Below are 13,795 nucleotides of genomic sequence, written 5' to 3'. Positions count from 1 at the left end.
ATAACTTTAACCTCTATAATTAAAGAGGTTAAAGTTTTTAAACCCATTGGGTTTTGTGTATTAATCCATGTAACGCATCTATGGACGATTAGGGGCTGTTGACCCTTGAGTCCTACAAATAGATTCACATTATTTGGCTTCCGAGCATAGAGCTTGGGACAAATGGATTGTTAAAAATTCTTGGTGAAGAATAAGCAATATTTTACTTCCATTGCTATACTTTTAAAAAATTTAGTTCAATTATATGATTACCCATTAACTCAAAAATAATACAAGGATTGTTATCATGCGCTTAAAAAACAAAGTAGCTATAATTACTGGAGCCGCCAGTGGAATTGGTAAAGAAATAGCCTTAGTTTATGCAAAAGAAGGAGCAAAAGTTGCAATTGCTGATCTGAATTTATCTCAAGCCAATATCACTGCTGAGGAAATAAAATCTAAAGGTGGAGAAGCAATGGCAGTTGCCATGAACGTCACCGATGAGAACGAAGTCAATCAAGGCGTAGACGCTGTAGCTGAAAATTTTGGTGGTGTGGATGTTATGGTCAGCAATGCCGGAATTCAAATTATTAGCCCTGTAGATCAATTAGCTTTTTCAGACTGGAAAAAATTAATCTCTATACATTTAGACGGTGCGTTCTTAACAACTCGTGCAGCATTAAAGCACATGTATGCTTCTGGTAAAGGAGGCAGTATCATTTATATGGGTTCAGTACATTCCAAAGAAGCGTCTAAGCTTAAAGCACCTTATGTGACTGCAAAACATGGCTTACTTGGTTTATGTCAAGTTGTTGCTAAAGAAGGAGCAGCCCATAATGTAAGAGCAAACGTCATTTGTCCTGGTTTTGTTCGAACACCACTTGTAGACAAACAAATTCCAGAGCAAGCGAAAGAATTAGGAATTACTGAAGAAGAAGTCATTAAAAATGTCATGCTGAAAGATACTGTCGATGGCGTATTCACTACTACTGATGACGTGGCACAAACTGCTTTATTTTTTGCTTCTTTTGAATCTAATGCCCTGACAGGACAATCACTTGTAGTAAGTCATGGCTGGTTCATGGAGTAAATATTGGCCTCAACTTAAACATAGACCCACTATCAGTGGAAAAAGCGTACCACGGATGACAAAGATTAAATGATTAGAATCTGTCTGTCACCATACACATCCAAAGGAGTTTGGAAATGAAAGAAGCAGAGGTAATAGAACAAGCTTTTGCAATGCCACTTACCAGCCCAGCTTACCCACGTGGCCCTTATCGCTTTATCAATAGAGAATATTTAATCGTTACTTATGAAACGGATATAGATTTATTGCGCAAAATAGTCCCTGCCCCTTTAGAAGTAGTAGACCCTTTAGTCAAATTCGAATTCATTCGCATGCCTGATTCAACAGGATTTGGTGATTATACTGAATCAGGACAGGTAATTCCTGTGCGTTATAAGGGTAAAATGGGGGGATATACTCACGCAATGTTTTTAGATGATCTGCCTCCCATAGCCGGAGGTCGAGAAATCTGGGGTTTTCCTAAGAAATTAGCTCAACCAAAACTTGAGGTCGCTCATGAAACACTACTAGGCACTCTTGAATATGGGCCTTTTCGTATCGCAACTGCAACAATGGGCTACAAATACGAAACCTTAGATGTAAAAAAAGTAGCAGACTCAATGAATGCTCCTAATTATTTACTCAAAATCATTCCCCATGTGGATGGGAGTATCCGTATTTGTGAGCTTGTCGAATATCACTTAGAAGATGTGGTTATCAAAGGATCCTGGCAAGGTCCTGCTCAATTAGAGTTAGCGCACCATGCATTAGCTCCAGTAGCGAGTCTTCCTGTTCGTCGCGTAGTAAATGCGGTACATATATTATCCGATCTCACTTTACCTTATGGTAGAGTCGTTCACGATTATCTTAAATAAGATTGGCGTGAATAAAGCAAAATCAACGTAAATGAGTAGCCTGGTTGCTTGCAACCAGGAATAGATCTCCTGCTTTCGCAGCAGGCGACGCTTTTTGAAGATTTAGGATTACAAATTAGTCTTAGCGAGAAGCACTTAACATCCAATGTGCTTTTTCATGAGCTGCGATACGCTCACTTAATAATGCTACCGTACCCTCATCACCCTGTTCTTGAGCTAATCGAACTGCTTTATTAAGATCCTTCACTAAAGCCTCATTATCTTCAGCTAACTCGCTCACCATCTGGTTTGCATCAGCACTAGAATTGCCATCTTTGATGGTTTTTAACGCATTAAACTCAGAAAAAGTAGCTGGAGCTTTATGACCTATAATTAAAATTCGCTCTGCAATTTCATCCACAGCGTCTGCTAATTGTTTATATTGCATTTCAAACAACTCGTGTAAGCTTTTAAATTGCACACCTTTAACATGCCAGTGGTAATTTTGCGTTTTGAGATACAAAGCATATGTATCTGCCAAGACTACTTCCAATTTTTTAATTATTGTTCCCATCGTTACTCCTAGCTTGGTAATTTTTTAATTATTGGATGATAAATGCTTTTAAAACCAATAGAAATATTTTATTAGAGGCTATTAAAAAAAACCCGCCATAAAGACGGGTTTTAAAAGAACGGGTTAAGAGAGGCTTACATCATGCCGCCCATGCCTCCCATACCACCCATTCCGCCCATGCCGCCCATATCGCCAGCACCAGCTTCATCTTTCTTTGGTAAATCAGCAACCATGCACTCAGTAGTCAGCATTAAGCTTGCTACAGAAGCAGCATTTTGTAATGCCATACGAGTTACTTTAGTTGGATCTAAAATACCCATTTCAACCATGTCACCGAATTCACCAGTAGACGCATTGAAACCGTAGTTATCTTTGTTTTCAGCTACTTTATTCACAATGACAGAAGCTTCATAACCAGCATTAGCTACGATCTGACGCATAGGTGCTTCAATAGCACGACGTAAAATGTTAATACCCATATTTTGATCGTCGTTATCACCTTTCAAAGAATCCAAAGCTTTTTGTGCGCGGATTAGAGCAACACCACCACCGGCTACAATACCTTCTTCAACAGCAGCACGGGTAGCATGTAATGCATCTTCAACACGAGCTTTTTTCTCTTTCATTTCTACTTCAGTAGCAGCGCCAACTTTAATCACGGCAACACCACCAGATAATTTAGCAACACGCTCTTGTAACTTCTCGCGATCGTAATCAGAAGTAGTTTCTTCAATTTGAGCACGAATTTGAGTAATGCGCGCATTGATTTCAGCAGCCTTACCTTCACCATCAATGATGGTTGTGTTTTCTTTAGTAACAACGATACGCTTAGCAGTACCTAAATCTTCTAAAGTAGCAGCTTCTAAGCTCTTGCCAATTTCTTCAGAAATTACTTGGCCATGAGTCAGAATCGCGATGTCTTGTAGCATTGCTTTACGACGATCACCAAATCCTGGAGCTTTAACAGCACATACTTTAACAATACCGCGCATGTTGTTAACTACTAAAGTTGCTAAAGCTTCGCCTTCAACATCTTCAGCAATAATCAATAATGGACGACCTGATTTTGCAACACCTTCCAATACAGACAACATATCACGAATGCTAGAAATTTTCTTATCAACTAACAGAATGAATGGATGCTCAAGCTCGCAAGTCATGCTTTGTTGATTGTTGATGAAGTATGGAGAAATATAGCCACGATCAAACTGCATACCTTCAACAACGGATAATTCATTTTCTAATCCATTACCGTCTTCAACAGTAATAACACCTTCTTTACCTACTTTATCCATTGCACTAGCAATAATTGAACCAATTGCTTCATCAGAGTTAGCAGAAATAGTACCTACTTGTGCAATTGCTTTGTTGTCTTTGCAAGGCTTAGACATGGTTTGTAGTTTTTTGGTGATTGCAGCAACTGCTTTATCAATACCACGCTTCAGATCCATAGGATTCATGCCAGCAGCAATTGCTTTATAGCCTTCAACTACAATAGCACGAGCCAATACAGTAGCAGTAGTAGTACCATCTCCAGCAGTATCAGAAGTTTTAGAAGCAACTTCTTTAACCATTTGAGCGCCCATGTTCATGAAGCGTTGATCAAATTCAATTTCTTTAGCAACAGATACACCATCTTTAGTTACAGTAGGTGCACCATATGATTTTTCTAAAACAACATTACGACCGCGAGGCCCCATTGTTACTTGAACTGCATCAGCTAATGCATTAACACCAGCAAGCATTTGTAAGCGAGCATCGTCGCCAAAACGTAATTCTTTTGCCATTATTTATCTCTCCTAATGAAACAAATTATTTCTCAATAACACCCATGATGTCGTCTTCACGCATCACAACCAGTTCTTTACCGTCGATTTTTACTTCGGTACCGGAGTACTTACCAAATAGAACAATATCGCCTACTTTTACTGCTAAAGCGCGAACATCACCGTTATCTAATATTTTACCCGCACCAACAGCAATGATTTCACCACGCATTGGTTTTTCAGTAGCGCTATCTGGAATAACAATACCACCGGCTGTGGTACGCTCTTCTTCCATACGACGAACAACAACTCGATCGTGTAAAGGACGAATTTTCATGCTTCTTTCTCCTGATTAATTAAACTTTAAACTCATTTACAATGTTACTGAAACGCATATGGGGACAAAGAAAAAACTTTCAAGGGTCAAAATAAAAAAAATTTTAGTTTTAACTTTATTCACACTACACTATGTTCTGATATAGTTATCTACATGTTCGGGGATAGCATAAGCATCCTGAAGCTAACTGTTCCAGACTCTAAATTTTATGAAAAAGGTTGCAGAATGAGAAAATGGTTTTTATTGGTATTTTGTTACGTTGCTACATTTGCTCTCCATGCAAACCCACTTCCCGCATCGGAAGTGTTTCATGTGAATGTAGCGAAAGTCGACCCCAACACTTTTGCCATCAATTTTCAAATAAAGCCAGATTATTTTTTATACAGTAAACGTATTAAGCTAATATCTAAGTCAGACAGTAACATTAATTTAGGCCCTCTTCGTTTACCCCCTACAGTAAAAAAAACGGATAAGCAAGGACATGTTTATACTGTATATCGTGATCAAGTCTCTATTCCAGTAAGTATTTTAGCTGATCAATCCGGAGAAACCTATATTGATTTGCATTATCAAGGATGCTCCGACGATGGTTTTTGCTATGCTCCAGAAACAAAAGCAATACGGTTATCTATAAATAACAATTTAGCATTAACTCATGCAAACCTAGAACAACCAACTAATGAACCAATAGCTGCAGAAGAAACTCAAAATGATAGCATTTCAAAAGTCTTTTTGAGTCATAATTGGTTTATTATTCTTATTACTTTTTACGGTTTTGGTCTACTTTTATCATTTACCCCATGCATCTTACCTATGGTTCCAGTTTTATCGGGAATCATCGTTGGCCATGGGAAGGAACTTTCAACTCGAAAAGCTTTTTTTCTCTCTTTAAGCTATGTCTTAAGTATGTCAATAACCTATGCAATAATTGGAGCGGTAGTCGCCTTACTCGGAGCCAATCTGCAAATCAGCATGCAATCACCTTGGGCTATAGGAATATTCAGCCTCATTTTTATTCTTTTAGCCTTATCCATGTTTGGATTTTATGAATTTAAATTACCGCATTCTTGGCAAGCAAAAATACACGGTACAAGTAATCGTAGGGGCGGCCACTATCTAGGAGCTGCAATCATGGGATGTTTGTCTACTCTGATTCTTTCTCCTTGCGTTACTGCACCTTTAATTGGAGTGCTCACCTATATTGCTCAAACTGGAAATGTTCTTTTGGGTTGTTTGACGTTATTCATCTTGGGTTTGGGAATGGGCACGCCCTTACTGCTGATTGGGACCTCCGCAGGTCGATGGTTACCTGAAACTGGCAGTTGGATGAATACGATTAAAGCACTTTTTGGTATTCTTTTCATTGCGGTTGCTATTGATTTAATTTCTCGCATAGTTCCTTCTTTAATCAGCATGGGATTATGGGCTTGTTTGCTTATATTTTCAGGTATTTATAGTGGCGCACTCACCTACTCCCTCACAAATCGTGAAAAATTCAGCCAAGGAGTAGGACTGATTTTGCTCGTATATGGTTTCTTAATTTTAGTAGGTGCCAGTATGGGAGCAACCAATCCTTTACAGCCTTTAACTAGTGCATACACTGCAAATTCCCTCCACGTTAAAACACCACAAGTACAGAATTTAAGTGACATAAAGCAAGCGATTTTAGAATCGCAAGGCAAACCCATCATGTTGGACTTTTATGCGGATTGGTGTCATTCCTGCAAGGTGATGGAAGCAACCACATTTAAAGACTCTCAAGTGCAAGATGCCTTAACGCAATTTACGGTAATTAAGATCGATGTTACCGCACAGAACGCTGAAAATAAGGCAATACTTACTTACTTTGATGTGGTAGCTCCTCCTACTTTTATCTTTTTTAACACCAAAGGAACGGAACTGAATCAGTTTAAACTAGTAGGTGAAATTTCTACCGATAAATTCTTAAAAACTTTACAGCAAATCCAGTAAGCATAAGTAGTCAGACCTTGCTTGACTGATTTATGCTTTAAACTCCAAACCGCTCTAAAGTAGCCTTAACCGTTTACATTAAATTCAGTTGTAACCCACCTGTTAAGAAGTTATCCTGTCACAAACCACTAATAACCTATTGTAAATAATATATTATTTGTAAATTTCATATCACATATTAGCAAATTTTATTGGTAAAAAAAACGTCTATTTGTGTAGCATCTCGGAAAATTTAACTTTTCAGGAGCATTTGATAATGACAAAAAATACCCATCATGAATTATATGAGGGACAAATGATAATCACCTTTGCTGATCTTGAAGGCGATTTAAGTTTTTTGGAACGAAGTCTAGCTCTTTATAAAAAAACCTATAGGGAAAGTTTTCCTAAACTTGCTCTCGAAGAGAATGATTTCACCCTAGTAACCAAAGACGGCAAAACCTGCATTCAACTACCAGAAAATGTCATTTGTGTGAACATTGGTGATCTTACTGATAAATCACGCAGTAACACAGGCCGACAAGATCCGCATAATATACGTCTCGTTGAAATTATCAACAATACTCATAAGGTGTACGGGGAGCGAATGATTTCCATTCTTGGTAATCGCGAAACAACCAAGCTTCGCATCCTGAATGAATTAAGCATCAACTCTATCAATCAGGTATTTCTAAATGATGTTCACTTAACTCCAGAGGAGCGTCAAAATAAAGGAACAGCTCGTAACCCATCGCTTGTTTGGGTAGATGGTAATGATAAAGCAAAATTATTTTTAACTTATCTTATAGACGAGTTAAATTGGCCTAAGGAGTCTGACTCTCAAAAACTAATCACTTTATTTAATAAGCTCACTGATACAGAAAAACAGATTTTATTTATAAAATGGCAGTTTGCAAACAGTACTGGAGCTCCTGAATTATGGGAAGATCTCGCTTTAGAAAAAGGTTTTGCTCATTGGGAAGAGAATAAAATAGTGGTCGATAATCAAGAAGCCACTTTAGAATTTGTGAAATACTACTTTACCAATCCTAACAGCCCTTATGTCCAATATCTTGGTTATTGCCAATTAGGCGCACAAATTGGTAGTACTTTATTTACCCATGGCGGTATTGACGATAATTCTTTCCTACTACCAAGTACTTTAGAGGAATTAGTTGATGCTGATATATTATCTAAAATCTTCAACGGCAATTTACCTCCCAGAAATGAAAAAGGAAAATTAATTGCACGAAATATTCAGGAATTAATCGACGCTGAAAATGCTTGGTATACTGTGTTATGGACGTTATACACTCATGCAAATCACTTAGCTAAAGAGTCAACTTTAAGGCTTAATTATGGACTCGCTGAACTCGTTAGTATGGGACTTCCAGCGGCGCGCAATGGTGGAGCAACCCTAATTCATGGTGCTTTTGGAAATACCTTAAAAGAAGAGACTTTGCATAAATTATACGATAGTGGTGTACACGAAATATATCATGGTCATATACCAGCAGAACGTCCGCGTATTTATAAAAACACTTATAATACCAATGAGAAAGAGGTGGTTTTACATCGTATTGGAGCAGATACATGTAATTATCGCAAGAATCAGGCCGCTATTGCCACAACCATCCTAAAAACACCTGATCTACTAACCCATATCAGAATAGATCAAATTGATCAAAGCGAAAAACAGCAGCTTCGTACCACTTCACTTCCGGTAAAAAATCAAGATGGTACACTTAATGAAAAAGGAATTGACTCCTTAATTGGAACACCAATTAACTTATCAGATACGGATAAAGGATGGAACATTGTAAGGTATTCAAAGAAACACCAACAATGCGAACTCTTTAAGCAAAATGGTTTTCCAACGTTTACACCAGAAACAAAAATAATCAGCATCACCACATTGATCGATTTACAATCTAAAGAGCTGGGGAAGAAAGAAAAAGCATTAAATGAAGCTAAAGCGCTAGCAGATAAAAAAAGCAAGGACTTTAAAAAGTTAGAAAATGAAACTAGCGAGTTAATAGCTCAAAACAATAAGGAAATTGAAGAATTAACAAATTCACTAAATAGTATTTTAGATTTATTTGTTGAAGGCATTGGAATTAGTGCAAGATTAAACAATGAAAATGAACACTTAATGTCTCTTGTGAATAATAAAACTGAGCATAAATATTTTGAACTAATTCAAAATAAATTGTTGCCTATGACCCAAAAATACTACGATTATCTTAAATCTCAAGATTTAACGAGCATGGATGAAATCAAAAGAATAAGAACAGCAAGTAAAATTGATTTAATAGAGCACTTGATACAAGACTTGAGAGATACTAAGTCTTCTTTGAAGCCCTCTGATAGGGTTACTAAGTTTTTTATCACTCTTAATGATGGAGCAGAAACCTTAAAAACGCATCGTGACTCCTTGTCAAGATTTATTACCCATGTGGTGTATGCTGCACGTCACCTCATCACAACACTTTTACCAAGTCTCTTATATCTGACTCCTTTCATCCCAAGTGATAATACTGCAAGCAATGCTATGAGTTTCTGGAACTCTCGTGGTAGTAAGCTTCATGAAAATTTAGAGGAAGCTCGAAAAAGCATGTCCTTAAATTAACGTGAGTATCGGATAAGGATTATATAAGATCGGGTCTATATCTAGGTCCGTTCGGGCTAGCCGATGCTTTACTGTCATTAACTTACCATGAGCTCAGGATAAACGGACGTAAATTTACTCGGATCCGTGCGGGCTGAGGAAACGCATAGCGTTGTCTCGAAGCCTTAGTGCGAGCGTTCAAGTGTCCTGCGTAGGTTTCGAGACGGCGTAAAAGCCTCCTCAGCCCGAACGGATCGTGCTAAAAACAGAGTTTAATGACATCCTTATTCCGAACTCAACTTAACTTAGGAAATCTGTAGTCGTCCTCGCGCAAGCGGGTTCCCATGTTGATGGAAGCACAATGCTCCTCTAGAAATGGATTTCCGCTTTCGCGAAAATGACGAAATCCTTAATTCGTCCATCAACTCTCTTCATTTCGGTCCACACGATACACTCCAAACATGAGAAAATTAAATAAGAATTATTGGAATAGCATTAAAGAAGAGGTATAATTAGTTCATTTTTTTTACAGTTAAAATAATATGAATCATAAAGTTGGTTTTGTTAGCCTTGGTTGTCCTAAAGCTCTAGTTGACTCAGAGCGAATTATTACCCAATTACGTGCTCAAGGATATGAATTAGTTTCCAGTTATCAAGATGCCGGTGTTGTCGTTATTAATACTTGTGGTTTTATTGATAGTGCGGTTAAAGAATCGCTAGATACCATTAAAGAAGCAATGGCAGAAAATGGACGTGTTATTGTTACCGGTTGTTTAGGGGCAAAAGCGGACATCATCAAAGAAGCTTGTCCTGATGTTCTCCATATTAGCGGTGCACATGCCTATGAAGAAGTAGTCAATGCAGTACATCAACATCTACCTCCACCAACTGATCCTTTTACCCAACTTGTTCCTCCCCAAGGAATTAAATTAACTCCACGCCATTATGCTTATTTAAAAATATCTGAAGGATGTAATCAAAAATGTACTTTTTGCATCATTCCCACGATGCGAGGAAAATTACAAAGTTATCCAATGGCACAAGTATTAACCGAAGCTAAGAAATTAAAGGATGCCGGAGTTAATGAAATTTTAGTGATTTCTCAAGATACTAGCGCTTATGGAGTAGACACGCGTTATCAACCAGTAACTTGGCAAGAAAAAACCATCAATACCCGATTTTTTGATTTATGTGAACAATTAGGTCAATTAGGCATTTGGATCCGTTTGCATTATGTCTATCCTTACCCGCATGTTGATGAAATTATACCCTTAATGCGCGATGGTCTTATTCTTCCTTATTTGGATATCCCTTTACAGCATGCCAACTCAAGAATACTTAAAGCAATGAAACGCCCGGCAAGTAGTGAAAATACCCTCTTACGGATTGCCTCTTGGCGCGAGATTTGTCCAGAGATTACGCTTCGCTCCACGTTTATTGTTGGCTTTCCTGGAGAAACAGAAGAAGAATTTGAAGAGTTACTCGACTTCCTAGAAGAGGCACAATTAGATCGTGTAGGTTGCTTCAAATATTCTCCAGTCGAAGGAGCTAAAGCGAATGAATTAAGCGATCCCGTTCCCGAAGAAATAAAAGAGGAACGCTACCACCGCTTCATGCAATTACAAGCAGAAATTAGTCGTAATAAATTGGAAAGTAAAATTGGTAAAACCCAAACAGTATTAATTGACGAAATTGATGGCGATCAAATTATTGCGCGTAGCAAAGGTGATGCACCAGAAATTGATGGTCTTGTGATTCTCCCCCCTACTCCAGGAATTAAAAGTGGATCTTTCGCCGAAGTAATGATTACAGATAGTGATGATTATGATTTATATGCAGAGTTTAAAGATTAATCAAAAAAATCGCGAGAAATTCTCATAATTTCATTTTGCATGCCATCACTACTTACCGTATTTGGACGTAATAAATTCAAATGTAATAGCTGATGGTGTTTCTTATACGCTTTTTTCAAAAAAAGGTATTGTTCTTTATTGAAAGCGCCGGCTAAAAATAAATGGTGCAATTGACTTAATGTGTGGGTATATCGAGCCAAAGAAGGATTTCTTAAATGAAGTATCAAATATTGCACTAAAAACTCTAAATCTAACAATCCCCGAGCTATTGGATCTTTAGTTTGATAATGTTCTATCTTGGATCGCATAGACAATACATCGTGCTGCAAAGTGGTTTTATTTCGCTCTATTTGCACTACCGATTTTTTCAATTGCATAAAATGATGTCTAATTTTGGCATTACCACTTAAGATCCGTGCTTTTAATAAAGCCTGATGTTCCCATGTCCATGCCTGTTTTTTTTGGTATTCAACAAATGCATCCACATGACTAACCAATAGTCCAGCAGCACCAGAGGGCCTAAGACGTGTATCGACACTGTAAAGAACTCCAGATTGGGAACGAGTAGTCAGCATATGTAAAATTTTTTGGGTTAATCGTGTCACCAAAGCCTCTTCTGATGGTTTTGCTGTATATAAAAATACTAAATCCAAATCAGATGCATAGTTCATTTCACGGCTACCTAATTTCCCATAAGCAATAATTGCAAAATGTGTTTTGGTTTGCTCTATTTCAGGATAGCGTACGCCCAATTGTTCACTAGCAAGCTGCAAAACCTGATTCACAATCACTTGCGCCACATCCGACAGAAATTGTCCAATTCGTACAGAACTACAGAACCCATAACATTCTGCACGAGCAGCCATCAACCAATTCGCCAATTTAAACTGACGCAGAATTTCTTCCTGCACCTCAATATCATCATGATGGCCCAATTTTTCAATCAATTGTTGTTGCAATTGGTGAAGCGATAATGGGCGCCATTCTTGCCCTTGATCCAGCAAGACTTCGAGTAAAAACGGTTGATTCACTAATAATGAAGTAATAAAAGGACTATGAGCAAACCAAAACAATAATTCAGTAAGTACCTGCGGATTTTCAGTGATTAAAGCCAAATAAGCGCTACGTCCTACAATATTTTCAAGTAAATGCATCACTTGCAATAACACCTCATCCGTTTTTTCAACATGAGTAAGTTCTGCAAGCAACATCACCATTAACCGATCCAAGCGCATACGTGCGCCTTGGGTTAAACGTCGACAGCGAGGGCTATGACGAAAGGAATGAATCATTTGATAACAATAAGAAGCGTTTATAAAACCCAAGCTGGTTAATAAATTAATTGCCATACCGGTTTCAACATGGCCTTGCCAAAGACTTGATAACTGATTATCTAATAGCCTTTTATCATTTTCATAGTCTTTGACTTTGCCAAGTATTGAATGAAATGCATAGCTAATAATGCGCTGATATTTGTTTAATTTGATTACTAAATCATTCCAAGAAGAAAACCCCATAGCTAAAGTAACTTGTTCTTGTTTTATTACATCTTCCGGTAAAGAGTGAGTCTGTTGATCATTTAAACTTTGTAACATATTTTCCAATCGGCGCAAAAACAGATAAGCGTGTCTTAAAGCATCGGTATGTGGTAATAGTTTTTCCCGTTTTAAAACACTCAGTGCCGATAAAGCATTTTGTTCTTGGAGTTGCGGTAGCCGGCCTCCGCGAATTAGTTGAAAACTCTGAATAACAAATTCGACCTCTCGTATTCCCCCTTTGCCTCGTTTTATATCATCTAATCGTGGGTTTAACTCTACTTCTCTCTCAATCATTGCCTTCATACTACGCAAAGACTCAATCACACTAAAATCAACATAACGCCTATAAACAAAAGGGACGATTAACCGCGCAAACCAAGGATGTACCTCGTCGAGTGACTCCGTAATTACACGAGCCTTAACCATAGCATAGCGCTCCCAATCACGGCCTTGTTCTTGATAATAAGTTTCTAGTGCTGCTAGACTTGACACCAAAGGACCACTATCTCCATTAGGACGTAGCCTCAAGTCGACACGAAAAACAAATCCATCTGCGGTTATATTTTGCAAAACTTGAACGAGCTGCTGGACTAATTTACTAAAAAAATGTTGATTATCAATACGCTCTTCACCGTCAGTTTCACCTACAAGCGTATAAGCAAAAATCAGATCAACATCCGAAGAATAGTTGAGTTCTCTTCCCCCTAACTTACCCATAGCAAGGGTATATAAATAAACTTCATTTCCCTCTCTATCACGCGGCGTCCCATGACGTAAAGAAAGCGTTTGTTTGCAATAATCTAAAACGTGCAATATCAAAGCATCGGCACAATCGGACCAAGATTCGATTGCTTCTTCAACATGAATAATACCGGCCATCTCAAGAAGAAGAAGCCGCAAAAGTTGGGTATTTCTAAATTGGCGCACGACACGTAAGTAAGTTGCAATCGGTAAACATAATGCGGTGCTTTTTAGTGCATGAAAATAATCCTCGCGAGACAAAGCAGAATGACAATTATCCGTCATCAGTAAGTTTTTTAACAATTGAATATGTCTGCACGCATAGTCGCTAATAAGAGTAAGTTTTTTTACGCTGTCAGACAATGGATGATGTAAATCTGACAGATATTTTTCGATAAACCATGATTTTGATTGCAGCAATGCAGAATTTTCCATGTGTATAAACTTTTGTATTGAACTACTTCCATTTAGAACCGAATGCCGTCTTAATACGTCACATTCCTACCTTTGCAAGAGACAAACGTTA

9 protein-coding genes are annotated in these 13,795 nt (G+C 37.9%); 5 read left to right on the top strand and 4 right to left on the bottom strand.

From position 1 onward, the window contains the following. Window positions 1–286: 286 nt before the first annotated feature. The gene (locus DYH34_RS03180) at window positions 287–1,069 is read left to right on the top strand and encodes a 3-hydroxybutyrate dehydrogenase (RefSeq protein WP_058463451.1); all 783 of its coding nucleotides are present in this window, start codon (window positions 287–289) and stop codon (window positions 1,067–1,069) included. 116 nt (window positions 1,070–1,185) lie between these two features. Then, complete coding sequence (locus DYH34_RS03175; RefSeq protein ID WP_058463452.1) at window positions 1,186–1,923, top strand: acetoacetate decarboxylase; 738 nt, start codon at window positions 1,186–1,188, stop codon at window positions 1,921–1,923. 121 nt (window positions 1,924–2,044) lie between these two features. Here DYH34_RS03175 and DYH34_RS03170 read toward each other — a convergent pair whose 3' ends face one another. From DYH34_RS03170 to groES, 3 genes are all read right to left on the bottom strand, one after another. Beyond that, window positions 2,045–2,476 (bottom strand): Dps family protein, encoded by a 432-nt coding sequence (locus DYH34_RS03170; protein WP_058463453.1) that lies wholly within the window; start codon window positions 2,474–2,476, stop codon window positions 2,045–2,047. A gap of 134 nt (window positions 2,477–2,610) precedes the next feature. Beyond that, complete coding sequence (groL, locus tag DYH34_RS03165; protein ID WP_058463454.1) at window positions 2,611–4,263, bottom strand: chaperonin GroEL; 1,653 nt, start codon at window positions 4,261–4,263, stop codon at window positions 2,611–2,613. Between the two features lie 25 nt (window positions 4,264–4,288). Continuing rightward, window positions 4,289–4,579 carry a co-chaperone GroES gene (gene groES / locus DYH34_RS03160; protein ID WP_058459691.1) on the bottom strand — a complete coding sequence of 97 codons (291 nt, stop codon included), beginning with the start codon at window positions 4,577–4,579 and terminating at the stop codon, window positions 4,289–4,291. Window positions 4,580–4,804: 225 nt separating this feature from the next. Here groES and dsbD point away from each other — a divergent pair, with 225 nt between their 5' ends. The 3 genes from dsbD (at window position 4,805) to rimO (ending at window position 10,990) form a co-directional block, all read left to right on the top strand. Then, window positions 4,805–6,550 carry a protein-disulfide reductase DsbD gene (gene dsbD, locus DYH34_RS03155; protein ID WP_058463455.1) on the top strand — a complete coding sequence of 582 codons (1,746 nt, stop codon included), beginning with the start codon at window positions 4,805–4,807 and terminating at the stop codon, window positions 6,548–6,550. Window positions 6,551–6,806: 256 nt separating this feature from the next. Then, window positions 6,807–9,158 carry a hypothetical protein gene (locus DYH34_RS03150; protein WP_058463456.1) on the top strand — a complete coding sequence of 784 codons (2,352 nt, stop codon included), beginning with the start codon at window positions 6,807–6,809 and terminating at the stop codon, window positions 9,156–9,158. A gap of 521 nt (window positions 9,159–9,679) precedes the next feature. Continuing rightward, on the top strand, window positions 9,680–10,990 hold the full coding sequence (gene rimO, locus DYH34_RS03145) for a 30S ribosomal protein S12 methylthiotransferase RimO (RefSeq protein WP_058463457.1): 1,311 nt from the start codon (window positions 9,680–9,682) through the stop codon (window positions 10,988–10,990). On the opposite strand, the gene glnE is transcribed toward rimO, so the two are convergent. Continuing rightward, window positions 10,987–13,704 (bottom strand): bifunctional [glutamate--ammonia ligase]-adenylyl-L-tyrosine phosphorylase/[glutamate--ammonia-ligase] adenylyltransferase, encoded by a 2,718-nt coding sequence (gene glnE / locus DYH34_RS03140; RefSeq protein WP_058463458.1) that lies wholly within the window; start codon window positions 13,702–13,704, stop codon window positions 10,987–10,989. The genes rimO and glnE overlap by 4 nt on opposite strands. Window positions 13,705–13,795 lie beyond the last annotated feature (91 nt).

Origin of the sequence: Legionella cincinnatiensis (genome assembly GCF_900452415.1) — a bacterium.
Lineage (GTDB): Bacteria > Pseudomonadota > Gammaproteobacteria > Legionellales > Legionellaceae > Legionella > Legionella cincinnatiensis.
This window is presented reverse-complemented; position numbering and strand designations above follow the sequence as displayed.